General features: G+C 65.9%; 20 protein-coding genes, 1 tRNA gene and 3 pseudogenes. 14 read left to right on the top strand and 10 right to left on the bottom strand.

Annotated elements, in window-relative coordinates; genetic code table 11:
* Window position 1: 1 nt before the first annotated feature.
* A complete protein-coding gene (locus tag JW805_15070) occupies window positions 2–2,335 on the bottom strand; it encodes an EAL domain-containing protein (GenBank protein ID MBN2973330.1) in 2,334 nt (777 codons plus the stop codon).
* 92 nt (window positions 2,336–2,427) lie between these two features.
* Entirely contained in the window at window positions 2,428–4,872 is a 2,445-nt protein-coding gene (locus JW805_15065) for a FecR domain-containing protein (protein MBN2973329.1), read from the bottom strand.
* A gap of 190 nt (window positions 4,873–5,062) precedes the next feature.
* On the opposite strand from JW805_15065, the gene JW805_15060 reads away from it, so the two are divergent.
* Both JW805_15060 and JW805_15055 read left to right on the top strand, forming a co-directional pair.
* The gene (locus JW805_15060) at window positions 5,063–6,661 is read left to right on the top strand and encodes a ShlB/FhaC/HecB family hemolysin secretion/activation protein (GenBank protein MBN2973328.1); all 1,599 of its coding nucleotides are present in this window, start codon (window positions 5,063–5,065) and stop codon (window positions 6,659–6,661) included.
* Window positions 6,661–6,915: a PilZ domain-containing protein gene (locus JW805_15055; protein MBN2973327.1), complete on the top strand. Its 255-nt coding sequence runs from the start codon at window positions 6,661–6,663 to the stop codon at window positions 6,913–6,915. The genes JW805_15060 and JW805_15055 overlap by 1 nt, the downstream gene beginning before the upstream one ends.
* Before the next feature lie 535 nt (window positions 6,916–7,450).
* Here the strand turns inward: JW805_15055 and JW805_15050 are convergent.
* Both JW805_15050 and JW805_15045 read right to left on the bottom strand, forming a co-directional pair.
* A complete protein-coding gene (locus tag JW805_15050) occupies window positions 7,451–7,930 on the bottom strand; it encodes a carboxymuconolactone decarboxylase family protein (protein ID MBN2973326.1) in 480 nt (159 codons plus the stop codon).
* A 29-nt stretch (window positions 7,931–7,959) separates the two neighbouring features.
* Complete coding sequence (locus tag JW805_15045; GenBank protein MBN2973325.1) at window positions 7,960–8,406, bottom strand: carboxymuconolactone decarboxylase family protein; 447 nt, start codon at window positions 8,404–8,406, stop codon at window positions 7,960–7,962.
* Window positions 8,407–8,577: 171 nt separating this feature from the next.
* Here JW805_15045 and JW805_15040 point away from each other — a divergent pair, with 171 nt between their 5' ends.
* On the top strand, window positions 8,578–9,486 hold the full coding sequence (locus JW805_15040) for a sigma-70 family RNA polymerase sigma factor (protein MBN2973324.1): 909 nt from the start codon (window positions 8,578–8,580) through the stop codon (window positions 9,484–9,486).
* A 126-nt stretch (window positions 9,487–9,612) separates the two neighbouring features.
* On the opposite strand, the gene JW805_15035 is transcribed toward JW805_15040, so the two are convergent.
* Window positions 9,613–10,353, bottom strand: coding sequence for a ribonuclease H-like domain-containing protein (locus tag JW805_15035; GenBank protein ID MBN2973323.1), 741 nt, complete (start codon window positions 10,351–10,353; stop codon window positions 9,613–9,615).
* A gap of 322 nt (window positions 10,354–10,675) precedes the next feature.
* Here JW805_15035 and JW805_15030 point away from each other — a divergent pair, with 322 nt between their 5' ends.
* The 6 genes and pseudogenes from JW805_15030 to JW805_15005 all read left to right on the top strand — a co-directional run bounded on the left by JW805_15030 (window position 10,676) and on the right by JW805_15005 (window position 13,985).
* Window positions 10,676–11,995: a hypothetical protein gene (locus JW805_15030; protein MBN2973322.1), complete on the top strand. Its 1,320-nt coding sequence runs from the start codon at window positions 10,676–10,678 to the stop codon at window positions 11,993–11,995.
* A 57-nt stretch (window positions 11,996–12,052) separates the two neighbouring features.
* A complete protein-coding gene (locus JW805_15025; protein MBN2973321.1) occupies window positions 12,053–12,265 on the top strand; it encodes a hypothetical protein in 213 nt (70 codons plus the stop codon).
* A gap of 19 nt (window positions 12,266–12,284) precedes the next feature.
* Window positions 12,285–12,800 (top strand): hypothetical protein, encoded by a 516-nt coding sequence (locus JW805_15020; protein ID MBN2973320.1) that lies wholly within the window; start codon window positions 12,285–12,287, stop codon window positions 12,798–12,800.
* Between the two features lie 90 nt (window positions 12,801–12,890).
* A pseudogene (locus tag JW805_15015) lies at window positions 12,891–13,361 on the top strand (recombinase family protein).
* Window positions 13,335–13,748: pseudogene (locus JW805_15010) on the top strand (recombinase family protein). The pseudogenes JW805_15015 and JW805_15010 overlap by 27 nt, the downstream one beginning before the upstream one ends.
* A gap of 54 nt (window positions 13,749–13,802) precedes the next feature.
* A pseudogene (locus JW805_15005) lies at window positions 13,803–13,985 on the top strand (zinc ribbon domain-containing protein).
* Window positions 13,986–14,492: 507 nt separating this feature from the next.
* On the opposite strand, the gene JW805_15000 reads toward JW805_15005, so the two are convergent.
* Window positions 14,493–14,579: transfer RNA gene (locus JW805_15000), tRNA-Leu, on the bottom strand.
* Between the two features lie 163 nt (window positions 14,580–14,742).
* Between JW805_15000 and JW805_14995 the strand changes: the two genes are divergently transcribed.
* Together JW805_14995 and JW805_14990 are read left to right on the top strand one after the other, a co-directional pair.
* On the top strand, window positions 14,743–15,006 hold the full coding sequence (locus JW805_14995; GenBank protein MBN2973319.1) for a ferrous iron transport protein A: 264 nt from the start codon (window positions 14,743–14,745) through the stop codon (window positions 15,004–15,006).
* Window positions 15,006–16,862 carry a ferrous iron transporter B gene (locus JW805_14990; protein MBN2973318.1) on the top strand — a complete coding sequence of 619 codons (1,857 nt, stop codon included), beginning with the start codon at window positions 15,006–15,008 and terminating at the stop codon, window positions 16,860–16,862. The genes JW805_14995 and JW805_14990 overlap by 1 nt, the downstream gene beginning before the upstream one ends.
* A gap of 94 nt (window positions 16,863–16,956) precedes the next feature.
* Here the strand turns inward: JW805_14990 and JW805_14985 are convergent, their stop codons facing one another.
* Window positions 16,957–17,145, bottom strand: a complete 189-nt coding sequence (locus tag JW805_14985) for a DUF4169 family protein (GenBank protein MBN2973317.1) — start codon at window positions 17,143–17,145, stop codon at window positions 16,957–16,959.
* Between the two features lie 44 nt (window positions 17,146–17,189).
* Here JW805_14985 and ssb point away from each other — a divergent pair, with 44 nt between their 5' ends.
* Window positions 17,190–17,753, top strand: coding sequence for a single-stranded DNA-binding protein (gene ssb / locus JW805_14980; GenBank protein ID MBN2973316.1), 564 nt, complete (start codon window positions 17,190–17,192; stop codon window positions 17,751–17,753).
* 320 nt (window positions 17,754–18,073) lie between these two features.
* On the opposite strand, the gene metW is transcribed toward ssb, so the two are convergent.
* The 3 genes from metW to JW805_14965 form a co-directional block, all read right to left on the bottom strand.
* Window positions 18,074–18,751 carry a methionine biosynthesis protein MetW gene (gene metW / locus JW805_14975; protein ID MBN2973315.1) on the bottom strand — a complete coding sequence of 226 codons (678 nt, stop codon included), beginning with the start codon at window positions 18,749–18,751 and terminating at the stop codon, window positions 18,074–18,076.
* Window positions 18,748–19,869, bottom strand: a complete 1,122-nt coding sequence (locus JW805_14970) for a homoserine O-acetyltransferase (protein MBN2973314.1) — start codon at window positions 19,867–19,869, stop codon at window positions 18,748–18,750. Before JW805_14970 ends, metW begins: the two co-directional genes overlap by 4 nt.
* Window positions 19,870–20,046: 177 nt before the next feature.
* The gene (locus JW805_14965) at window positions 20,047–21,618 is read right to left on the bottom strand and encodes an FAD-dependent oxidoreductase (protein ID MBN2973313.1); all 1,572 of its coding nucleotides are present in this window, start codon (window positions 21,616–21,618) and stop codon (window positions 20,047–20,049) included.
* A 79-nt stretch (window positions 21,619–21,697) separates the two neighbouring features.
* Between JW805_14965 and JW805_14960 the strand changes: the two genes are divergently transcribed.
* Window positions 21,698–22,792, top strand: a complete 1,095-nt coding sequence (locus JW805_14960; protein MBN2973312.1) for a histidinol-phosphate transaminase — start codon at window positions 21,698–21,700, stop codon at window positions 22,790–22,792.
* The gene (locus JW805_14955) at window positions 22,792–23,703 is read left to right on the top strand and encodes a prephenate/arogenate dehydrogenase family protein (protein ID MBN2973311.1); all 912 of its coding nucleotides are present in this window, start codon (window positions 22,792–22,794) and stop codon (window positions 23,701–23,703) included. The genes JW805_14960 and JW805_14955 overlap by 1 nt, the downstream gene beginning before the upstream one ends.
* Window positions 23,704–23,725: the final 22 nt, after the last annotated feature.

Here is a 23,725-nt window from a genome sequence, read left to right as displayed (position 1 = left end):
GTCACGCGACTTTTGCTGCCTTACTGGATAGCATTGCGGTAATCTCGTTCGCATCGACAGGACGACTGATGAGATATCCTTGCGCCATGTCGCAATTGATAGAGGAGAGAAAAGCGAGGCAGGCTTCGTCTTCAACGCCCTCTGCAACAACCTTCAGCCCCAATTCGTGGGCGAGGTCGACGGTCGAGCGTACCAAGATGGCATCGCCACGATTCTGATGGGCATATTGGACGAAGCTCCGGTCAATCTTCACTTCGGTGAGCGGCAAGCGCTTCAAATATGACAGCGTCGACTGGCCCGTGCCATAGTCATCCATCGAGACCGCGACGCCCATTTCCCGGAATCGCGTGAGCGCCGCCTGGGCGGCTTCCGGCTCAACCATTGCGGCCGACTCAGTCACCTCGAAGATCAGTCGTTCGGGCGCGACGCCGGTGCGATGCAAGAGCGCGATAAGATCAGCGTTGAAGCTGTCGGAGCTAAGCAGCTTCGCCGACAGGTTGACCGCGGCGGTCAGCGCGTGCCCATGCGCCGCCCAACCCTTCAGATCGGCAATGGTCTGCTCGATCACGGCCAGCGTCAGCCCCTCGATGCGGTCGTTGCGCTCGGCAAGCGGGATGAACAGGTCGGGGCGCAGGAAGCCTCGCGTCGGATGGTCCCAGCGTACCAGCGCCTCAACGCTGGCAATGCGGCCGGAAGCGATATCGAGCTTAGGCTGATAGTGAACCGTCAGTTCACCCCGCTCGACAGCTTCGGTCAGTTCCCCCAGCAGCGAGAGGTCGCGGTCGACAGCCTCACCCTCCGCGTCCGTATGAAGGTGCCATCCGCTCTGCGCCTCATGCGCCTGCTCGGCGGCAAGAGCGGCATTGGCGATCGTCTGCTCGGAATCTTTGGCGCAGCTATCGGCGATACCGATGGACAGGCTGACATCGATCCGGCGTCCGCCGATCTCGATCGGTGACAGCATCAACGTGCGGAGCGTCGCATATCGGTCCGCCACCTGGTCGATGGTGATCGTCGCCGGCCACGCCAACATGCGATCGTTAATCCGATGGATCTGCGCGTCCTCGCTGACCAGGCGGATGCGATCAGCGAGCCGAAGCATGACTTGCCCGGTGGCTTCGCTAGACAGGCCGCTTGCCAATTTCTCGAAATCGGCGATGCGCGCGACGACGACACCGCCCGTCGAGCCGCCCCGCAGGAACACCGCCAGCGCCTGACGATTGGGCAAGCCGGTCACCGGGTCATGCAAGCGTCGTGCGTGCCAGGCCAGGGCCAAACGCGCCGCGATGGTGGCGAAAAGGGTGCAGCCGAGCAGAAGCAGCGCCGGGACTAGCGCGACGACAATGCCGAACGCCGCCTGCAGACCGACGGCCAACAGAAAGACAATGACCGGGCAAGCCACGCCGACAACGGCGAGGTCAAAACTGCGCCGTGTCCGGACGATCCCGATCGCACACAACAGGGCGATGACAATGGCGACGGGCCAGCCGACCCGGGAGGGTACACCGCGTGCGAGCGTTTCCGCGGCCAGTGCCTGGACGAGAACGCCGGGAACGACCCCGTAATTCGGAATGGGATAGCGATCACCCAGTTCGATCGCGGTCGCGCCGATCAGGAATTGGCGGCCTCGAACCGTGGCCGGGTCGAACCGCCCGTCGCGGATGTCGATGAAACTGTGCCGGGGGATCGTCGTCGGATCGATCGCATAATCGATCGGGAAGGATGCGCCCGCGGCCCCTGCCCGCCCCGCCAGCATCGCCGACAATGATGGCCGCGGAACCCCGGCCGTGACGGTGCCGATCGGCGCCTCCCGGATGGCGCCATCGCGATCGGGCAGAACGCTGACGGCCGCGAGGGCAGCGTTCTGCCGCAGCGCAGCCGCCGGCAGTGCGTCGATCTCGCTCTCATTGCGGCTACCGGACGTCTGCCGGAAAGTCGGCAGGATGACACGACCGGCCGCCCGATCGATCGCCGCGGCGAAAGCTGCGTCGCCCGCGCGACTGGAGCGGGAGGAAAAGTCGATGTCAAAGGCGATCACGCTTGCGCCAGCGGCACGCAGCCGGTCGACCACCTTCGCATGTTCCGCGCGCGACCATGGCCAGTCATCGATCGCGGCGATGCTGGCCGCATCGACTTCGACGATGTGCAGGTCGCCGCTCGCCGGATGGCTGCGTAGCGCGGCGCTCCAGGCCGAGAGCATTCGCTCTACACCGATGCCACTACCGGTCACCCCACACAGCACGGCGAGCGCCAAAGACACTGAGACGATGCCGGCCATCACATGACGCTTGGACAGGCGATTGCGAATTCCGGCGGCAAAGAAGCGAAGGTCCATCGCGGCATCCTACCGGAGAATGACTAATGTTTTCCCAAGGATAGCACCCGGCTTGAACGATATTGCAGGGCCCGCCGCAGAGCGGGGCGAGGTTAGATACCCACGCCCTTCTTAAGATCCTCGGCGGCCTTTTTGGCCTCGTCGGCAGCCTTCTTGGCGGCATCGTCCGCCGCCTTCTTGGCCTCGTCAGCGGCCTTCTTCGCATCCTCTGCAGCCTTCTTGGCGGCATCCTCGGCAGCCTTGGTCGCCTCGTCCGCCGCCTTCTTGGCGTCCTCGGCAGCTTTCTTCGCGTCTTCTGCGGCCTTTGCGTCGAGCTTGGCCTGCTCCTCGGCAGCCTTCTTCGCGTCCTCCGCCGCCTTTGCGTCGAGCTTGGCAGTTTCGTCTGCAGCCTTCTTAGCCTCTTCGGCAGCTTTCTTTTCCGCGTCCGCCGCCTTCTTCGCGGTGTCCGCCGCGTCCTTCGCTGCGTCGTCGGCCGCCTTCTTCGCGTCCTCGGCCGCCTTCTTCGCGGCGTCGGCGGCCGACTTGTCGAGCGCGTCCTGCGCCCTTTTTGCTTCCTCAGCCGCCTTCTTGGCCTCGTCAGCAGCCCTTTTGTCAGCCTCAGCCGATTTTTTCGCCGCATCCTCGGCGGCCTTGCGCGCCTCGTCGGCGGCCTTTTTTGCATCGTCTGCCGCCTTCTTCGCGGCGTCTGCGGCAGCTTTGTCTAGCGCATCCTGTGCCTTCTTCGCGTCCTCGGCAGCCTTTTTCACGGCATCCGCCGCCGCCTTGTCGAGCGCGTCCTGGGCCTTCCTGGCCTCGTCCGCTGCCTTCTTGGCTTCGTCGGCGGCCTTCTTGTCCGCCTCGGCCGCATTTTTGGCCGCGTCGTCGGCAGCCTTGCGCGCGTCATCAGCGGCTTTCTTAGCGTCGTCCGCGGCCTTTTTCGCAGCATCGGCCGCCGCCTTGTCGAGCGCGTCCTGCGCCTTCCTGGCCTCGTCCGCTGCCTTCTTGGCTTCGTCGGCGGCCTTCTTGTCGGCCTCAGCGGCATTCTTGGTCGCGTCATCGGCGGCCTTGCGCGCGTCATCAGCGGCTTTCTTAGCGTCGTCCGCGGCCTTTCTTGCAGCGTCGGCCGCTGCCTTGTCGAGCGCGTCCTGCGCCTTTCTGGCCTCGTCGGCTGCCTTCTTGGCTTCGTCGGCGGCCTTTTTTGCAGCGTCGGCCGCTGCCTTGTCGAGCGCGTCCTGCGCCTTTCTGGCCTCGTCGACTGCCTTCTTGGCTTCGTCGGCGGACTTCTTATCGGCCTCGGCCGCATTCTTGGCTGCGTCATCGGCAGCCTTCTTTGCATCGTCCGCCGCGCTTGCGTCGTGCTTCGCCTTGTCGTCGGCCGTCTTGGCGTCGTTCCTGGCACTTTGTTCGGCTGCCCTTTGTGCCGCTTCGGCGGCCTGCCGGGCATCGTCTACAGCCTTTGCTTCGTCACGCGCACGAGCTTCTGCAACACGTGCCTGTTCCGCAGCCTCGGCGCGAGCGGCACGGTCCGCTGCTTCGGCAGCACGCTGCTCCGCCTCGACCTTCTCCCGTGCGGCTTGTGCTGCAGCTTCCGCGGCGACGTCAGCCTGTCGTTGCGCTTCTGCGGCCCGCGCCTGCGCGTCACGGGTAGCCGCCTCCGACGCCTCGCGTTCGGCACGCGCCCGCGCTTCGGCATCAGCGGCGGGCAAGGGACGCACATCAACCGTGGTCGTCGCCGGCGAAACCGCGATCGACGCAAGCTGGACGGGAGCTGGACCGGTGATCATGCCGTTGGTCACCTTGCCCAAATCCACCGGCTTCTCGACGATCACGGTCGAGACGACGTCGTTCGCCGGAACGTCGGTCGATGGTGCCGGTGCAGATGATCCATCGCTAGTGCCAGGCGGCGGCGTATCCGATGGCGGCGTGGGTGTCGGCGAGGTATCCACCGCGGGCCGCGCCGCCGGCGGTGCCGATCGCGCGGGGGAATCGACGCTGTGCGCGTTGTCCCCCTGGACCGTCAATCGGTATCGATCCGCCGCCGTGACCAGCGCCAGCGAACCCGGTCGGATGAGTTCACGTGCGCCGCCATCGTCGGTCGAAACTTCGACCGCGCCCTCGACGACCTGCATCGACGCCCCTTCGCGGGAAACGGTGACCGAAAAAGTCGTGCCCTTCACGACTGCGGCCAGATACGGCGTCTTCACACCGAAATGCGGGTTCGGCTGCTTGTCGATTCGAAACAGCGCCGTTCCCCAATCCTGCAAGATCTGGATCAGGCCGGTCTGCTGTGCCGCCTCTGGCACGCGGATGCGACTGTTCGCCGAGACGGTCACGAACTCGGGTCCGCGCACCATTACCGCACGACTGCCGGGAGCTGTCTGGACCGTGGCTCCCGGCGCGATCGTCATGCCACGCTCGGCCGGCCGCGTTCCGCGAGCGTCGGTCACCGTTACACGACCGCTCGCTTCGCTCAGCTGCCAGACCCGCGCCTGCGCCAGCGCCGATGTGCTCGACAGCAGGCATAGCACTGCAACGCCGGCGCGAAAGATCGTGGACATCAATGGATCCCCTTTTGACTCATCGTGGCCAATAGGACCCAGAGATTTCCACGCTCTTCTGACTCTTGGTTAAATTCCGTAAATTTGAGCCTTTTGTAACACTTTGGCTGCTACTGCTTGGACTTCGCGAATACTGCAGGCCGTAAAATTGATGCACATCAGAGTCTGGACAAGTGCTTGCGCCATCGCGATGGCGTCGCCCGCGCTTGCCCAGACAGCAATCGATCGGGTCGATCCGGCGCGGATCGAGCGCGACAATCTTCCCAAGCCCGCAAAGGTTCGCGAACCGACACCCGTCGTCGAGGCGACCGGACCTGCGACGGCAGTGCCGGCAAGTGGCGCGATCGATGTCGGCGCCATTACGTTCGATGGCTTGCAGGGCCTGACGGAGCGCGACTTTTCCGACATCGTCGCGCGCTACATCGGGCGGTCGCTCGGCGCCGACGACCTGATCCGGCTGACAGAGGAGATCGGCAGCCGCGCGCGCGGTCGCGGCTATGTCTTTGCTTCCGCGTCGATCGTGCCACAACGCCTTGCCGCCGGTGTTCTCAAAATTCGCTATGATCCGGGCGTGCTGGAGGCGGTGCGCATCGACGGCGACGACAACTCCGCCGTCCGCGCAGCGCTCGCGCCGTTGATCGGGAAACCGGCGCGCATGAACGAGGTCGAGCGTCGCCTGCTGGTCGCCGGCGATATCGACGGCGTCACCATCCTGCGCAGCGCCTTCGTCCGCGAGGACGGCCACGGGACGCTGGTCGTAAAGACCCACGCGACCCAATCGCGCATCCGTGCCGTGCTGGAGAACGACAGTACGGCGCCGATCGGTCCCGAACAGCTGCGCCTCGACGCCGACATCAACGGTGTCTTTTCGTCCGACGATGCATTCACGGTTACGTATGTGACTACACCGTTCGAACCCGACGAGCTGCAATATGTCCGTACCGGATACAGCAAGCGCGTCAGCCGCGACGGGACCGAAGTCGCGGTCGCCGTCGCCGCATCGTCGACGCGCCCGGGTGCCTATCTGGATGCGTTCGACATTGCCGGTGACAGCGTGTCGGCGACCATTTCCCTACTTCACCCTCTTCACCGTCGTCGCAACGCCAGCCTGTGGTTGGGTGGCAATCTGAGCGTGCGCGACGTTGAACAGTTCCGCGCGGGTGAGCGGCGCCGGCGCGACCGCATCTTCGCGGTCCGGGTCAGCGTAAACGGCAACATGCAGGCCGCCGGCGGTGTTCTTCGCGGGACGCTCACGCTTTCGCGTGGGTTGGATGGCCTAGGCGCCACGCGAGCCGGCGATCCGATGGCGTCGCGTGACGATGCCGACGGCACGTTCACGGCGCTGCTCGGCTGGGCGGACTGGACCCGGCCGCTGGGCGGTGGGGTCAGCTTGCGTCTCGCCACCCAGGCCCAAGTCTCGAGCGCCCCTCTTCTCGTCGCCGAGGAGATCGGCATCGGCGGCAGCGCGTTCCTGCGCGGCTATGACTATAGCGAGCGGTCCGGTGACCAGGGTTATATGGGCCTCGCCGAGCTGCGCTACGACTGGCGCAACCCCCTGGGCCTGGGCCGCAAGGCGCAACTTTACAGTTTCGTTGATGGCGGGCGGGTGACGAACCTTGCCGGGGGGTTCGGTGGTGGCGGACTCGTGTCCGGCGGCGGTGGTGTCAGGGCCGACGTCAGTTCATCGATCGATGCCAATGTCGAAGTCGCGGTGCCGCTGTCCGGCCCACGCTACGAGACCGATAGTCACGACCCCCGCCTAAACCTCCGCTTGCTGAAGGTGTTCTGATGCCGACCTCCGCCACTGAGCGCCGCGACGCTGTCCGAATCAAAGTGTTTGAGGTGTCGATCATCACTTCGAACGGCAACGAGTATCGCGCGCATCTGCTGGACGTCAGCGACACTGGCGCACGCGCGCATTGCACGCACGCGTTCGAGGTGGGCCAGCAAATTGCCGTACGCTGGGACAGAGCGGATCGGCCTGCGCTGGTATGCTGGACGCAAGCAGATGGTAAGTTAGGGTTGCGGTACGTCGGGACCTGAACCGGATCGCCAACCTGCTCATATGAGTAGCCTCTGACGTTTCGAGGCACGGGCGATGCTGACGTCCCGGGGTCGAGTCCGCGGGCATTGAATTGCAGGGGTCCTCACGTAGTTTGATGGCATGGGATTCGTTGACGATTACTCCGAACTGCCGGAACAACCCGTTCGACGACGATGGCGCGAAATCAAGGTCACGGACCCTGTCCGCAAGTTGGATCGGTAGTCGTTAGGTGGATCAGACTTCACGGCGGATCCTTGCCGTCATACCTATGCTCTGTCCTCTGCCAACCCGACTTGTCCGGTTCAAGCGACGGACGCAGGACGAACGGCAGCGATCGCCACCCGAAAGCGTACTCGCAGTCTTTGACCGGACAAACTGGCTTGAACGAACTGCAACTTTCGGGATCGATCGAGCGGAACCAGAATGGCGGAGATGAGGGCGCATAGCGGAAGACTGCGAGTCTTCGGACGAGCGGCCGTTCATTTGACTTGAGCGCCTTTGGGCGACCGCTCGATGAATAACTCATGCTCTCGATCAAGACAGCCCTGATTTATCCAGCCCAAAAGCCTTGTCCTGCGACCCGGGCACCGGCCGGAACGCAATCGAGGCGCGATTCCAAGCGTTGATCACCATCACCATGTAGGTGAGGTAGACGAGCTCATCTTCCGAGAACTGCGCGCGTGCGTCCGCGTAGATGTCGTCTGCCACGCCGTGGGGCGAGAGCCGGGTGAGCGCTTCGGTCCATGTCAGTGCAGCGCGCTCGCGATCACTGAACAGGGTCGATTCACGCCAGATCGCGAGGTGGTGGAGGCGCAGCTCGCGCTCGCCGTGGAGCTTGGCCTGTTTGACGTGCATGTCGAGGCAGAAGGCACAGCCATTGAGCTGCGACGTTCGTATCTCGATCAAGCTCAGGATGGTCTGCTCGACTGTCCCCTTCTTGAGTGTGAGGGTAAGTTCGGTGAGCTTCTGCGTCAGCGCCGGCACCTGGCGCATGTGATTTAGTCGTTCGGTCATGATCAGTAGATCCGATACGTCGGGAAGTGTCAGGGCTTGGCTTTGACCGGCAAACGAAATGGCGCGCCAAGCCGGTTGAAGGCGTTCATCGCCGCGATCGCGATGGTCAGGTCGACCAAGTCACGTGGCTCGAACACTGCCGCTACTGCGGCATAGGCGTCGTCCGAGGCATGGGTCTCGCTGACACGCGTAACTTCTTCGGCCCAGGCAAGGGCTGCGCGGTATCGCGGATCGAAGAGGTGGGGCACCTCAGCCCACACCGGCAGCAGCACCACCTTGTCGAGCGGCATTGTCTTGAGCAGGTCGCGCGTATGCAGGTCGATGCAGTGCGCGCAGCCGTTGATCTGCGACACGCGCAGGAACACGAGGTGGATCATCTCTTCCGGCAAGTTGGTGCCCGTTGTTACGTAGTGGTGCACGCCGAACAGTGCCTTGGCGCCCACGGGCGCAACCTCATGCCACACCAGCCTTTTGATCTCGTTCACGCCATCACTCCTCTTGCAGCAGCGCCCAAGTGACGCTCGCTGCACTGACGAGGCGGGCTCTGGCGATGTGACATGCCCCAGGAATTTTCGTTCTGCCTGCGACCATGTCACACTGCAGCGAGCTGGCTCGTCAGATCAGGGAAACCATTGGAGCGACGCAAGATGACGAGGGTCGACAGCGCGAAGGTGTCAGCAAAGACGATCGGACCGAGTTCTCGCTTGGGTGACTTTCAGCGCGAGCGTAAGCGTCTTGTCCGCCTGGCCTATCGAATGCTCGGCTCGTTCAGCGAAGCCGAGGACGTCGTCCAGGATAGCTGGTTGAAATGGGAGCAGGTCGAGGGTGGCATCGACTCGCCCGCCGCCTATCTCACGCGGGTCGTCACCCGGCTATGCCTCGATCGCCTGAAATCCGCTCGCTCGCGCCGCGAAACTTACATCGGCCCATGGCTGCCAGACCCGCTGGTGGGCTCGACCGATCCCGATGAAGCGATTGCCGACGATCTCACGGTCACGCTGATGCTCGCGATGGAGCGCCTGTCGCCGCTGGAACGCGCAGCTTTCCTGCTGCACGACGTATTCGATGTGGCTCTGAGCGACGTTGCGGTGACGCTTAGTCGGGAGCCGGCTGCTGTGCGCCAGCTGGCTTCTCGCGCACGCAAGCATATCCAGGCCGCGCGACCGCGCTTCAGCGTGGAAGCAGCCGAGGCAGACCGGATAACTCAGGCGTTCTTCGTTGCCGCACGCGATGGCGATACCGCCTCACTTGCCTCGCTGCTTGCCCAAGAGGTGGAGATCCACTCGGACGGCGGCGGCAAGGTCATGGCCTTCCGCAACGTGATCCGCGGCGTTGATCGCGCGCTGCGCTTGTTCGCCGGACTGCAGCGCAAGAACGCGCCGACCGCCCAACTGCTACGCACTGCCGAGATTGATGGCCTGCCTGGCTACATCAGCGTCGATCGCGGCCTCGTGCAAACTACCGCCCTCGATATACGGGACGGCAAGATCGCAGCGATCTACATCGTTCGCAACCCCGACAAGTTGCAGCATCTGGCAGGCGCAATGATCGGCTAGATCAACCGACCGAGGCTCCCCCCTGAGCCACGCAGAACGGCCGCTTCTAGGAGTGCCTCAAGTGAGGCCAGAGGGCGGAAATTGGGGCGCCTAGCTGCCGCAGGAAAGCTGGGACTGGTTGTCCATTCAAAGATCGATCAGCCCGGCCGCACATGGATCGAACGCGGAACCGCCGCCGGGCACGGTGGGCGCCGGGACATAGGGCAGCAGATGAGCCAATCGCGGCTGGTTGCTGAATATCCATCCGGCCAGTTCGCGCCAGTGCTCGATGCCCAACCCCGGTGCCTGTGCCGACCACCACATCTGGGCGGCGAGCCATGTCGATACGACGTCGGATTCGCAGTAGCGCTCGATGCGCCCGTAATCGCCCTGCGCCGCGAGCGCGGCGACACTGCTGCCAGCGATGTCGAGTTTCGCCGGGATACCAAAGCCTGCGCATACATCGACCAGCCGCGGTCTGACCGCAGCGCCGTAGCTGGTGATCTCATCCATGAGATCCGTATGGAACCCAGCGTTCGCCCGATTACCGGCGCGCAATAGGCTCGGCACATACTCGCCGGTCAAGGCGGCCCGGGCGAGTAGTACCGGGATATCGAACCCGCGTCCGTTGTACGTGATCACGCCACGACATTTCTCAAGCCGCCGCTCGACCTCGGCGACGATGGCGCGCTCCGACATCGCCGAGCGTGAGAAGGTCTCGACTTCGAAACGGTGCCGCTGGTCGCGGTCGCGATCAACCGTCAGCAGCGATACACACAGCAATTGGTGCAGCGGCCATGCCGGGAACCCGTCCGCCGGATCAACGGCGGCGCGTTCGCAGGCGGCGGGATCGGCGATCGTTTCGATATCGAGTACGATAATAGTCATTTTTCATCTCCTGTGTTGAGGCACAGGAACCTTCCCCTTTGCACGTCACCTTCACTAAGCAGCACGCGCGACGACAATAGCGCTCAATTCGCGCTTTTCGTGGCCTGTCTCTCATGCTATCTTTCGCTGGTCGGATGCTTTGACGACGCGTGCATTCGATCGGGTAGTGTTGGCGCAGGTCTGGGCGCCAAAGGAGAAGCAGCGGGGCGCAGTCAACCCCCAGTCGGTCGCGGGCCATCCCTGAGTGTGGCTCAGCCCCTAGAAAGGGCTAACCTCACGAGATCGCTCCCGGACCGCGATCCATAGCCAGGGCTATGGTCGCATGCCGCGTAAAGTTCGCAAGCCCCCGAAGGCGCCCCAGATCCGCCGCGTCCTGACACGCGCCGAGCGCGCCACCGCTGCCGCCCGTAACGTTGCATTGTTCGACCGGCATGAGCTGGCCCAGCTCGTGGCCGCATTCATTCTCGATACGGGCCAGGGTTCCAAATCGTTGCCAGCCCCGATCCGCGCCGCTGTCGAACTCAGGAACGCAGCAGTGCGCCACCCCTTGTCCAGCCTGCACTTCGGGACGCTGCCTGGCGATTACAAGGCGATCCGCGAGCAGTTGCTCGCGATCATTTCAACTGAGGCAAGTTCGGTCTTCGCCAGGGATGATGCACTCTTCTGGATCACCAGCGACTGGCTGGGCGATCGTCTCGACGCCCATGCCGAGGCGCTGGACGAACTGCGCGAGACGCATCCCCGCATCTTCCGGGCGTTGTTCGAACGTCAGTTGCGCTTGGCAGCGCGGCTAGGCACGCAAGCCGGGATCGACCGGTCCAGGCTGAAGCACCTGCTATGCGATCATGCGCGTATCCTGCTGATCGGCATGGCGCACGATAATATCGCGCACATCCGTCGCCTCGCCATCAGCCCGCACGGACGGCATTTCGCGGGCTACACCGTCTGGAAGTCCGCCGGCCACGTCCTGCTGACATCGGTTGCCGAACCGGCGATCGCGGTCAGCGAGCTGATCGCGCGGGCACCGACGATGAGCGGTGATGATGATGCAGTCCGCAAGAAGCTGCTTGGCGACAAATTGCTCGCCAGCGGCGCAGCCGGTGACTTCGTGTGGGCGGTCGCGATCGAGGTCCGCGCGATGCTGCGCCGGGCGGCTTGTGCCGATGCGCGCGTGACCACCAAGCTTGGCGCGATCGCCAACGCGGTCGCCGCTGTCGCCGGGATTACCAACCGCGATATCTTCGAGCAGAACCTGACCCAGACCAGCATGAGCGGCTTCTGGTTCGGGCTCGAGTCCAGCGAGGCCGCCACGTTCGTGGCGATCGATCTGATCAAGGCGCTGAATGCGGTCGAGGCGCTGGTCGAGGCGGTGCTGGACCAGCGCGCGCTCGAGGCACACGCGACCAAACCCTCCAGGACCAAAACCATCTTCGTCGCGACCGTACTCAGGGCGGCGGGGCAGCCGGATCGCGAGGCGGCACAGCTGGGCACCGCGCGTGGCGGCGATGGTGGGCTCGATCCGGCCAACAAGGGTTCACGCGGACCGCTTGCGTCGCTCCAGGTCAAGCTGCGCGATCCCGTGATCGCCGAGCGCGCGTCGCGGACGTTCGGCATCGATCCCGTCGCGCTGTTCCGCCGGTGATCGTCATGCGGTTCGGGTTACCCCTGCGACGTTCACGAATCGGGCGATGCTCCATGCGTGAGCAACCTCGATCCCTTGCCTTTCGTCGACGACCGGCTGCCGGACGCGTTCGCGCTCGACCGCTCGGAATCGGAGTGGCTCCTCACCCTGCTGAGCGCGGACGAGCTTCGCTACATCTTCGAAGGACCGGACGAGGGAGAACCCGTCGTTGGCGTGCAGCCGTCGCCCGCCCCGGCCAGTCCCGCCGTCGTCGCCACCGCCCAAGTCTGACCAAGTGAAGGGAGTAATCATGCATATCATGTGCGACGAGATGTGGAACAGCGTCGAAATCTACGGCCCGCAAAGCGAGATCGATCGCTTCAAGCGGCGCTTCATCTTCCCCGCGCCGGCCAACAACTGGGCAGGCAGCACCCACGCGATCGAGCTTTGCCGGATCGGCGGTGACGACACCTGGAACTTCCGTGAAACTTTTCCGGCCGAGCCCGGCTATTATTCGTTCGCGTTCGATACGCTCGCGATCTTCCCGACAGACACGTTCGAGGATCTGGCCAAGCTGTTCCCGACGCTGGCCTTCGACTGCGAGTGCATCGCGGACGACGATCGCTCGATGGGCTATGGCTGGTTCAACACGCCGCCTGGCGGCGAGGATTTTCGCGACGATTACGACGTGCCTGCGGACTATTGGACCGTCAGGGGCTACAAGCGCTCGCCAGCCGGACAGCGGCGCCACGAGATGGTCGTCGCGGCATTGCGGCAGAGGCTGCGCGAGACGGACAGCATCAATGGACCGCAATCGAACGCGTGATCCCCGTTCGCAAACTGACGTGTCGGACGCTGGGTTGCTACCGTTCCCGTGCACAAACCGGCTCCGCTATAATGTTGAAAGGTCTCGCCGATGCCGACACCGAAGATCGAACGCGCGCTCGGCTATGTCCGGGTATCGACCCAGCGCCAGGCCGAGGGCGGGATCAGCCTCGATAACCAGCAGGAGCGGCTGACCACGCATTATGCGCAGCGCGGCGTCGAATTGATCGATATCTACCGCGACGCCGGCCTCAGCGGCACCACCGACAGCCGACCCGGCCTCCAGGCGTTGTTCGAACATGCGTTGCGGCAAGGGAGCGGCGTCACCGAGATCGGTGTGTACAGTTTCTCCCGGCTGTTCCGCGATCATTATCTGCTCGAGCATTACCGCCGGAGACTGAAGCGCGCCGGGGTGCGCATCGTCGCCATCACCCAGGATGTTGGGCAGGATGCCGAAGGCGATCTCGTCCGCTCGGTCCTCTCCAACTTCGACGAATATCAGTCGCGCCAGACCGCCAAGTTCACCCGCGACACCATGCGGCGCAACGCGGCCGACGGCTATTGGAACGGCGCGATCCCGCCGTTCGGCTACACGACCGAGATCGCCGAGATGCGCGGACACAAGGCCAGGAAGCGGCTGGCGATCGAACCCTCCGAGGCGCTGATGGTCCAGCAGATCTTCCGCATGAAGCGGCTGGGCATCGGGCGCGGCCCGATGGGATACAAGAAAATCGTCTGCCATCTGAACGCGACCGGCGCGACTCTGCGGGGGCGCAAGTGGCATGTCTCCAACGTCCGCGACATCCTCACCCGCTCGACTTATCGCGGCAAGCATCTGTACGGCGTCCACGACACGCGCAACGGCGTCAGGCGGCCCGAGGAGGAATGGCAGGAGATCGCGGCGCCGGTCATCATCCCCGAGGCCGAATGGCTCGAGGTCCAGGCCGGCATCGTCCGCAATGCCCGCCACATCACCGCGCCGACGTTCGTGTCGGGACCGACCATGCTCGCCGGTATCGCCAAGTGCGGTCACTCCGAATGTGGCAACGCGCTGACCATCGCGACCGGCAAGGGCGGTCGCTACCGCTATTATCGCTGTTCGCGCAACCTGCGGCGCGGTGAGACCGCCTGTGAAGGGACAAGCATCCGCGACCAGAAGCTCGAGACGATCGTGATCGACGCAATGGCCGAGCGGCTGCTCCGTCCTGAGCGGCTGCAGCAGTTTCTTGCAAATCTGCTCGACGACAGCTCCGCCGCCGTGCGCGAGCGGCAGGCGCATCTCAAGGCATTGCGCACCGAGCGAACGCGGGTCGACGGCGCGATCCAGAACATGTTCGACTTTATCGAGCAGGGCGTTGTCTCTGCCCGCGACATGGACTTTGCGGCGCGGCTCGCCGCCCAGCGCACCCGCCGCGCCGATCTCGAACAGGAAATCCTTTTGGTCGAACGCCAGCTCTCCGCCGCCGACCGGCGGGTAACACCAGAAGCCATCGATCGGCTCGGCGAGGTCATCCTGGCCAAGCTACGCTCCGATGACCCGACCCTGCGTCAGGGCTATGCGCGCCGGTTTATCGCCAAGGTTGTGGTCGCGCCGCAGCTGATCACCATCACCGGGCCGATCAAGTCGCTCGAAATCGCCGCCAACAGCGGTCCCGATCATCAAGCACCTATGGTGCCCTCGCTTGATCGGGAATGGTGCGGTCGAGAAGACTCGAACTTCCACGGGCTTTCGCCCACAACGACCTCAACGTTGCGCGTCTACCAGTTCCGCCACGACCGCACGTGAAACCCCAACCGGCTGGGCCGGAAGGCTGGCAAGGAGGGCGCCTCTAGCAAGGGCCGGGGGGCGTGGCAATGGCGTTTTCACGCCCATTGGCAAGTCCGCAGGGTTTTCGCATTAGGGCTGGTCAAACCACCACTCTATTGATAATCACTCGCAGCTGATGACCGCCCATTCCGCCATTCCCCTCCCGATCGACCTTGCCGCCCTGCCGCGCCACGCGCTGGCGACGGTGGCCGCGATCGATTGGACGCAGCTGAGTGATGCCGAAGGGCGGCGGTTGCGCGAGTTCGGGCTGGACGAGGGGGTCGAGATCGAGCTGCTGCACGGCGCGACGTTGGGCGGCGGGCCGCTCGCGTGCCGAATCGGACGCATGACCATCACGTTCCGCAGCCACATCGCCCGGGCGATCCGCGTCACCCTCTGATGACCGCTCTTCCGCTGGTCGCGCTGGTCGGCAATCCCAACGCCGGCAAATCGGCGCTGTTCAACGCGCTGACCGGCGCGCGGCAGAAGGTCGGCAACTATCCCGGCGTCACCGTCGAGCGGCACACCGGCCGCCTGTCGCTGAACGATGGCCGCCCCGTCGAACTGGTTGACCTGCCCGGCACCTACAGCCTCGACCCATCGAGTCCCGACGAGGAAGTGACGCGCGACGTCGTCTATGGTCGCCAGGCGGGCGAGCGCCGGCCCGATGCGATCGTCGTGGTGGCGGACGCGACCAATCTCGACAACCATCTGCGCTTCGTTCTGCAGCTGAAGCAGCTGGGCCTCCCGATGGTACTGGCGCTGAACATGGTCGACATGGCCGCGCGCGACGGTATGACGATCGATGCCGCCGCGCTGTCGGGCGAGCTCGGCCTGCCGGTCGTCGAGACCGTTGCGGTCCGCAAGCGCGGGCTCGACCCCTTACGCGAAGCGCTGGGCGAGGCGCTCAGGACGCGCGCGGTGCCGCAGGTCGCGGTCGATTCGATCGACGCCGACATCCGCCATTTCCAGCGCGAGGCCCGCCGCATCGCAAAGGTTGCCAGCACCGAGACGTCGCGGTCGCGCGGCGTGACGCGCTCGCTCGACCGGTTCGCGCTGCATCCGGTGCTCGGCCCCGTCATCCTGCTCGCGCTGCTGTTCGTGATGTTCCAGGCGGTGTTCAGCTGGTCGGAAGCGCCGATCGGCTGGATCGAGGGCGCGCAAGGATGGCTGGCCGACACCGCGGTCGCCACATTGCCCGAAGGGTTCCTGCGCGATCTATTGGTTGAAGGCATCATCGGCGGCGTCGGATCGGTCGTCGTCTTCCTGCCCCAGATCGTCATCCTGTTCCTGTTCATCCTGATGCTCGAGGCGTCGGGCTATATGGTGCGTGCCGCGATGCTGATGGACCGGCTGATGGCCGGTGTCGGTTTGTCGGGACGGGCGTTCATCCCGCTGCTGTCGAGCTTCGCCTGCGCGATCCCCGGCATCATGGCGACGCGGTCGATCAGCGACCCGCGCGAACGGCTGACGACGATCCTGGTCGCGCCGCTGATGACCTGTTCGGCGCGTCTGCCGGTCTATGCCGTCATCATCGGCGCGTTCATTCCGGCGCGCCAGGTGATGCCGGGCGTGGGCTTGCAGGGGCTGGTGCTGCTGGCGCTGTATCTGGCGGGTATCGTCAGCGCGATGCTGGCGGCGGTGCTAATCCGGCGGACCGCGACCAAGGGAGTCGGCGGCGGCTTCCTGCTGGAAATGCCGCGCTATCAATGGCCCAACCTTCGCGACGTCGCGATCGGCCTGTTCCAGCGTGCCTGGGTGTTCCTGCGCCGCGCGGGCACGATGATCATGGGCGTGACGATCGCGCTCTGGCTGCTGGCGAGCTATCCGGTCGCGCCGGAGGGGGCCAAGCAGAGCGAATATTCGATCGCCGGCCGCATCGCGAGCGTGCTGGAAGTCGGACTGAAGCCCATCGGCTTCAATCACGAGATGAGTCTGGCGGTCATCCCGGCGATGGCCGCGCGCGAAGTCGCGGTGTCGGCGCTCCAGACCGTCTATGCGATCGACGCGACGGACGAGGAGCAGGGCGCGCAGGAGCTCGGCGGGCGGCTGGCGGGCCGCTGGAGCCTGGCGACCGCGCTCGCCTTCCTCGCCTGGTTCGTCTTCGCGCCGCAGTGCCTATCGACGATCGCGGTCGTCCGACGCGAAACGAACGGCTGGAAATGGCCGGCGTTCATGATCGGCTATCTGTTCGCGCTGGCGTACGTCGCGGCGGGCGCGACCTATTGGATCGCGGTCTGGGCTGGCTTGGGCTGACCTCGCGGCGCGAAAAAGGAAATTAGTTCAGAGAAGGCGCAAAGGCGCGAAGAAGCTTCAACGTGCGCCTTCGTGTCTTCGCGCCTTCTCTGAATCACTCTTCCTTTTCCTGATCGCGCTTCGCGCCATCGAGCAGCCGCGTACGCTGCGCCTCGGCCAGCGCGCTGGCGTCCTTCTCGGCCTTCGTCCGTCCGAACTTGACCCGGTTGGCGTCGGCCTGCGCCGATTTCACCGCCTTCGCTTTCGCCTTTCGGGCGCGATTCAGGGATATGATTTCGGCCATCGCACGCCTATCTAAACAGGGATTTCGAAGCATTTGGAGCGGACATGGCGGGCAGCGTCAACAAGGTGATTCTGGTGGGCAATCTGGGGCGCGACCCGGAAAGCCGCAGCTTCCAGAACGGCGGCAAGGTGGTCGAACTGCGTATCGCCACCTCGGAAAGCTGGAAGGACCGCAACTCGGGCGAGCGCAAGGAAAAGACCGAGTGGCACACGGTCAAGGTCTTCAACGAAGGCCTGGCCAATGTCGCCGAGCGCTATCTGCGCAAGGGCAGCAAGGTCTATATCGAAGGCGCGCTGACGACCCGCAAGTGGCAGGACCAGCAGGGTAACGACCGCTATTCGACCGAAATCACGCTGCAGGGCTTCAACTCGGTCCTGACGATGCTCGACGGCGCCCCCGGCCAGGGTGGCGGCGGTGGCGGCTACGGCGGCGGCCAGCGCGATTCGGGCGGTGGCAGCGACTGGGGCGGCGGCGACGACTTCGCGGGCAATTCCTCGCGTGGCGGCGGCAATTTCAACTCGGGCGCACAGAAGAGCTCGGGCGCCGGCCGTGGCAACGATTTCGGTGGTGGCTACGGCGACGATCTGGACGATGACGTGCCGTTCTGAGAGGTGCGGCAGCGCGCACGCTGCGCGCTGACTCGCACGAGCACGGCCGGCGAACGGAGTTCGGCCGACGGCGTGGGCTTTGCGCGCAGTGCGGCAGGCGGCGTGTTGCCGCCTGACTCGCGCGAGCACGGCCGGCGAACAGAGTTCGGCCGACGGCGTGGGCTTTGCGCGCAGTGCGGCAGGCGGCGTGTTGCCGCCTGACTCGCGCGAGCACGGCCGGCGAACGGAGTTCGGCCGACGGCGTGGGCTTTGCCCACGCCTTTTTTATCCCGCTTACACTCACAAACAGGGCGACGGCGAAGCCGCCGCCGTCGGCCGGGCTAGGCCCGCCGGCCGTGATGGCGCGAGTCAAGCGGCGGCACGCCGCTAGCCGCGCTGCGCAATAAAAACACCGCGTGCTCCGCCCGAAAATTCGCCGCCGCCGCACTCGTCGCAACGCCACGATTCAAGAACCACGCCCCCTCCACCACGATCCCGCGCGTATCCACGAACGCGCGGAAATCGTCGATCGTGACGTGGTGGATATTCGGCGTCTCATACCATTCGAGCGGCAGCAGTTTCGTGACCGGCATCCGCCCGCCCCACAGCAGCGACGCGCGCACCCGCCAGTGCGCGAAGTTGGGGAAGGACACGAACGCGCGGGTGCCGATCCGCAGCAACTGCTCCAGCACCACGTGCGGCCGCATCGTCGTCTGCAGCGTCTGGCTGAGGATGGCGTAATCGAACGCGGCGTCGGGATAGTCGGCCAGATCGGTATCGGCGTCACCCTGCATCACCGACAGCCCCCGCTCCAGCGCGGTCGCGACGTCGTCGGGATTCAGCTCCAGCCCGCGCGCGTCGCACCCGCGGGTGTCGCGCAGCGCCGCCATCAGCGCGCCGTCTCCGCACCCGACATCCAGGATCCGCGAGCCCGGCGCGACATTTGCAGCGATGATCGCGAGATCGGGGCGCAATGCCGCCGGAGTCAGAATTTGCGACCCGCTCAGAGGGGTGGTCATGCCGCAGCCCCCAGAAAGCCTGCAATCACCCGGTCGAGCGCGGCATTTTCCAGCAGGAAGGCGTCATGCCCGAACGGCGAGGACAATTCGACGAAGCTGGCCGGTGCGCCTGCCGCATTCAGCGCATGGACGACGCTGCGCGACTCCGCGGTGGGGTAGAGCCAGTCGGTGTCGAAGCTGACGATGCAAAAGCGCGCTTTCGAATGACGAAAGGCATTCGCCAGATGCCCGCCATGCTCCTCTGCCAGGTCGAAATAGTCGAGTGCACGGGTGATGTAGAGATAGCTGTTGGCGTCGAACCGGTCGGTGAACGACAGGCCCTGGTGGCGCAGATAGCTCTCGACCTGGAAATCGGCGTCGAAGCCGAAGGTCTTGGCGGTGCGGTTCTGCAGTGAGCGGCCGAACTTCGCGGTAAGACCCGCTTCGGACAGATAGGTGATGTGCGCGGCCATTCGTGCGACGGCCAGGCCCGCGGTCGGCGGCGTACCGTCATAATAGGCGCCGTTCGCCCAATTGGGATCGGCCATGATCGCCTGGCGACCGACTTCGTGGAATGCGATGTTCTGCGCCGAATGCCGCGCGGCGCTGGCGAGTACGACGCAGGCGCGCAGGCGTGTCGGAAAGGTCGCCGCCCAGCTCAGCGCCTGCATGCCGCCCATCGACCCGCCGACGACGGCCGCAAGCGTATCGATGCCGAGATGATCGATCAGCATGGCTTGCGCGCGCACCATGTCGCGGATGGTGATGACCGGGAAGTTCATGCCGTACGGCCGCCCGGTCGCCGGATCGATGCTCGCGGGGCCGGACGAGCCGAGGCAGCTGCCGATCACGTTCGAGCAGATGACGAACCAGCGGTCGGTGTCGATCGGCTTGCCGGGGCCGACCATCCGCACCCACCAGCCCGGCTTGCCGGTGCGCGGGTGGGCGGACGCGAGATGCTGGTCGCCGGTCAGGGCATGGCAGACGAGGATGGCGTTCGACGCGTCTGCGTTGAGCGTGCCGTAGGTTTCGTACGCGACCTCGACCGACGCGAGGCTTCCCCCGCTGTCGAGCGCCAGCGTGCCGAGCGCGGCTTTGCGGTCGAGGCCATAGCGGGGGTCGGTCATGCGGGCGCCCATGGCATGGATGGGGGGAGTGGGGGAAGGGCTGCAAATCCTCCCCGGTACGGGGAGGGGGACCGCGCCGCGCCAGCGGCGTGGTGGAGGGGGCAGGCCGCATGGAGATCGCTCGCTGAGAGCCCCCTCCACCAGCCTGCGGCTGGTCCCCCTCCCCGCAAGCGGGGAGGATTTTGACCGTCACCCCATCCGCCGCGCCGGCGCCCTGGCGGCGATGATCGCCTGCGCGGCCAGCCGCCCGGTCTGCGCACCGCCGTTCATGTAGCCGGGATACGCGTCCGACAGATGCTCGCCCGCGAAATAGACCGGGCCGGCCGACAGCGGCACGGAAGCGATACCGTTGGCCTCGGTCCAGATCAGCTCGGCGAATTTTGTCAGCTGGCCGGGGCGGAAATTGACATAGGCGCCACGCGTGAAGGGTTCGTCGTGCCAGTTGGTGCGGCGAACCGGGCCGTCGAGCGCGGCGGTGAGGCCGGGGACAGCGCCCTCTGCCATGCGGGCCCAGCGCTGGCTGAGCGCGCGCGCGTCGGGCAGGTCGGCGGCGCGGACTTCGCTGCCTCCGGTGAACCAGGTCCAGACGCTGCCCGGGCCGCTCGTCGGGCGCACGCCGCCGTCCCAGCCGAGCGAGGCGCCGGCGCCGTGGTCGACCTGCCAGATTTCGCCGCCGCGACCCATCGGCGCCTCCCACGGTCGCTTCGACGCGATCGCCTGCAGCTTGCCGTTCTGGCCCAGGCCGACTTCCGCGATGAACTGGCGCCATTTGGGCGGCAGCGGCACTGCATAGTCGATCCGGCTCATGATCGATGCAGGCGTGGTGACGATGACCGCGCCGGCGTCGAACGTCTCGTCGTTGGAGAAGGTCAGGCGCACCCCGCCGTCGCTGCGCGGCGCGATCCGCGTGGCACGCCGATAGAGGGTGATGCGGCGCGCCAGCCGCGCGCCTATCGCCTCGACCAGCGCGCTCGACCCGCCGGCCATGACATAGCGTTCGTCGCTGCGGCTGAGCACGTCGATCCGCTTGCCGTCGACGTAGGGCAGGTTGAAGACCAGCTCGAGCGCGGACGCCTGGTCGGGCTCGACGCCGTATTCGGTGCGCGCCGTTGCCTCCATCAGCGCGCGGGCGAAGCCCTGCGGCATCAGCTTCGCGTACCGATCGAGATATCCGGTGAAGGACATGCGATCGAGCTCGGCGGCGACGCTCGCATAATCCTTGTCGAGCCGCGCGGCGTCGGCGTCGATCTGGCCGGCGATCCCGCGCAGCCCCGCGATCAGTCGCTCGCGCGGGATTTCGGATGCACCATCGATGACGAGCGTGCGATGCGGACCGCCCTTGCGATCGGTCAGGGTCACGCCGAACTGGCGGCACAGGTCGGTGATGTCGCGGTGGTCGCTGTTGACGAGCTGGCCACCCATTTCCAGCGCCGGCTGGCCGGGCGCGCGCACGGTCAACATACGCCCGCCGAGCCGCGTCCGCGCCTCGAACAGCCGCGCCTCGATCCCGGCCTGGGTCAGGTGGTAGAGCGCCGACAGCCCGGCGATGCCGCCGCCGATGATCGCGACCGGCCCGCTGGCCGGCGCCGCGCGTGCCGGGCGGGGCAGGGCGCTCACCGCGGCGGTCGCGGCGACGGCGGCGATCAGCTGGCGACGCGACAGGCCGTCGCCGCCGTGCGTGGGCAACGGTTCGCCACGGTCGCGCAGATTGGCCTGTCGCGCGGCCTCCATCGCCTGCCAGAAAGCTGTCGGTCCGCGCATTAACCTTACCCCCGCGAAGCGCGTGTCATAAAGTCGCCGGCTTGCCAAGGCGGCACGCGGCGGCGATAGCGCTGGCGCTATGACCGCACCCGCTCCCAAGCCCTGGATCATGGGCATCGCGCCGTACGTTCCCGGACGCAGCACCACCGATGACGGCCGCAAGGTCGCCAAGCTGTCGTCGAACGAAAATCCGCTGGGGACCAGCCCCGCCGCGCGCGACGCCTTCGCCAGCGCCGCCGGCCGGCTGGAACGCTATCCCGACGCCAGCGCGACCGAATTGCGCGAGGCGCTTGCCGAGCGCCACGGGCTCGATGCGTCGCGGATCATCTACGGCAACGGCTCGGACGAAGTGCTGCACCTGGCCGCAGGCGCCTTTGCCGGCCCCGGCGACGAGGTGATCTACGTGCGCTACGGCTTCGCGGTGTACGAGATCGCGACGCGGCGCGTCGGCGCAACCCCGGTGATCGCGCCCGACAAGGACTATGCGACCGACGTCGATGCGATCCTGGCCGCGGTAACCGACCGCACGAAAATCGTTTTCGTCGCCAATCCGAACAACCCGACCGGCACCTATTCGACCCGCGACGAGATCGCGCGGCTGCACGCCGGCCTGCGCGAGGACATCCTGCTCGTCCTCGACCACGCCTATGCCGAATATATCGAGGGCGATGCCGAGGATGGCGGCATGGCGCTCGCCGCCCGCGCCTCGAACGTGCTGGTGACGCGCACCTTCTCCAAGATGTACGGCCTGGCTGCCGAACGGATCGGCTGGGGCTATGCCGCGGCGCCGATCATCGAGGCGATGCACCGCATCCGCCTGCCGTTCTCGATCACCATCGCCGGCACGGCGGCGGCGGTCGCGGCGCTGAACGATCGCGACTTCGTCGACAATACGCGCGACCATAATGCGCGCTGGCGGACGTGGTTCTCCGAGGAAATCGGTAAGCTCGGCAACGCAGGCCTGCGCGCCGTGCCGAGCCAGGCGAACTTCGTGCTGGTCCTGTTCGAGGGCGATCTGACCGCGGAGGCCGCGTACAAGGGGCTGATGGATGCGGGCTACATTGTCCGCTGGCTGCCGGGGCAGGGCCTGCCGCACGGGCTGCGCATCACCATCGGCACCGAGGACGAGACGCGCGGCGTGATGTCGGCGCTCAGGGAACTGGCTGGGGCCTGATGCTCCCGTTCGCGCGTGTCGCCGTCCTCGGGCTCGGGCTGATCGGATCGTCGGTCGCTCGCGGCGTGCGCACGAGCATGCCGAGCGTCGCGCTGACCGGCTATGACGCCGATCCCCAGGTGCGCGAGACGGCGCGCGCGATCGATCTGGTCGATGATGTCGCCGACACCGCCGGCGCCGCGGTGATCGATGCCGACCTGGTCATCCTGTGCGTACCGGTCGGCGCGATGGGCGCGCTGGCGGCAGAATTCGCCGGCGACCTGCCCGACGACGCGATCGTCAGTGACGTCGGATCGTGCAAGGCGAGCGTCGTCGAGGCGCTGACCGCAGCGCTGCCCGGCGCGACGATCGTGCCGGCGCATCCGGTCGCGGGCACCGAGAAGAGCGGCCCGGAGGCAGGCTTCGCATCGCTGTTTCACAAGCGCTGGTGCATCGTCACGCCCGCGCCCGGCAGCCCCGACGTCGCGGTCGAGCGGGTCAGCGCGTTCTGGCGACGGCTGGGTGCCGATGTCGAGATCATGGAGCCCGAGCACCACGACCGCGTGCTCGCCGTCACCAGCCATCTGCCGCACCTGATCGCCTATACGATCGTCGGCACCGCCAGCGACCTGGAGGAAGTGACGTCCAGCGAAGTCATCAAATATTCGGCCGGCGGCTTCCGCGACTTCACCCGCATCGCCGCGTCCGATCCGACGATGTGGCGCGACGTGTTCTTGGCGAACCGGGACGCGGTGCTCGACATGCTCCAGCGGTTTTCGGAGGACCTGTCGGAGCTGCAGCGCGCGATCCGCTGGGGAAAGGGCGACCAGCTGTTCGAAACGTTCACGCGCACGCGCGCGGTGCGGCGTTCGATCATCGAACAGGGCCAGGACGACGCGCGGGCGGACTTCGGGCGGTCGGATCACGAGTGACATTCGTCATCCCCGCGAAGGC

The organism is Roseomonas aeriglobus (assembly GCA_016937575.1).
Classification (GTDB): Bacteria; Pseudomonadota; Alphaproteobacteria; order Sphingomonadales; family Sphingomonadaceae; genus Sphingomonas; species Sphingomonas aerigloba.
This window is presented reverse-complemented; position numbering and strand designations above follow the sequence as displayed.

What these genes read in the sequence shown, in the direction of transcription:
- JW805_15055 (MBN2973327.1), top strand. Translation starts at nt 6,661, where the DNA reads ATGCCGACCTCCGCCACTGAGCGCCGCGACGCTGTCCGAATCAAAGTG.
- JW805_14985 (MBN2973317.1), bottom strand. Translation starts at nt 17,145, where the DNA reads ATGGCCGAAATCATATCCCTGAATCGCGCCCGAAAGGCGAAAGCGAAG.
- JW805_14955 (MBN2973311.1), top strand. Translation starts at nt 22,792, where the DNA reads ATGCTCCCGTTCGCGCGTGTCGCCGTCCTCGGGCTCGGGCTGATCGGA.
- JW805_14960 (MBN2973312.1), top strand. Translation starts at nt 21,698, where the DNA reads ATGACCGCACCCGCTCCCAAGCCCTGGATCATGGGCATCGCGCCGTAC.
- metW (MBN2973315.1), bottom strand. Translation starts at nt 18,751, where the DNA reads ATGACCACCCCTCTGAGCGGGTCGCAAATTCTGACTCCGGCGGCATTG.
- JW805_14970 (MBN2973314.1), bottom strand. Translation starts at nt 19,869, where the DNA reads ATGGGCGCCCGCATGACCGACCCCCGCTATGGCCTCGACCGCAAAGCC.
- JW805_14995 (MBN2973319.1), top strand. Translation starts at nt 14,743, where the DNA reads ATGACCGCCCATTCCGCCATTCCCCTCCCGATCGACCTTGCCGCCCTG.
- JW805_15060 (MBN2973328.1), top strand. Translation starts at nt 5,063, where the DNA reads ATGGCGTCGCCCGCGCTTGCCCAGACAGCAATCGATCGGGTCGATCCG.
- JW805_14965 (MBN2973313.1), bottom strand. Translation starts at nt 21,618, where the DNA reads ATGCGCGGACCGACAGCTTTCTGGCAGGCGATGGAGGCCGCGCGACAG.
- JW805_15070 (MBN2973330.1), bottom strand. Translation starts at nt 2,335, where the DNA reads ATGGACCTTCGCTTCTTTGCCGCCGGAATTCGCAATCGCCTGTCCAAG.
- JW805_14990 (MBN2973318.1), top strand. Translation starts at nt 15,006, where the DNA reads ATGACCGCTCTTCCGCTGGTCGCGCTGGTCGGCAATCCCAACGCCGGC.
- JW805_15040 (MBN2973324.1), top strand. Translation starts at nt 8,578, where the DNA reads ATGACGAGGGTCGACAGCGCGAAGGTGTCAGCAAAGACGATCGGACCG.
- JW805_15050 (MBN2973326.1), bottom strand. Translation starts at nt 7,930, where the DNA reads ATGACCGAACGACTAAATCACATGCGCCAGGTGCCGGCGCTGACGCAG.
- JW805_15035 (MBN2973323.1), bottom strand. Translation starts at nt 10,353, where the DNA reads ATGACTATTATCGTACTCGATATCGAAACGATCGCCGATCCCGCCGCC.
- ssb (MBN2973316.1), top strand. Translation starts at nt 17,190, where the DNA reads ATGGCGGGCAGCGTCAACAAGGTGATTCTGGTGGGCAATCTGGGGCGC.
- JW805_15065 (MBN2973329.1), bottom strand. Translation starts at nt 4,872, where the DNA reads ATGTCCACGATCTTTCGCGCCGGCGTTGCAGTGCTATGCCTGCTGTCG.
- JW805_15020 (MBN2973320.1), top strand. Translation starts at nt 12,285, where the DNA reads ATGCATATCATGTGCGACGAGATGTGGAACAGCGTCGAAATCTACGGC.
- JW805_15030 (MBN2973322.1), top strand. Translation starts at nt 10,676, where the DNA reads ATGCCGCGTAAAGTTCGCAAGCCCCCGAAGGCGCCCCAGATCCGCCGC.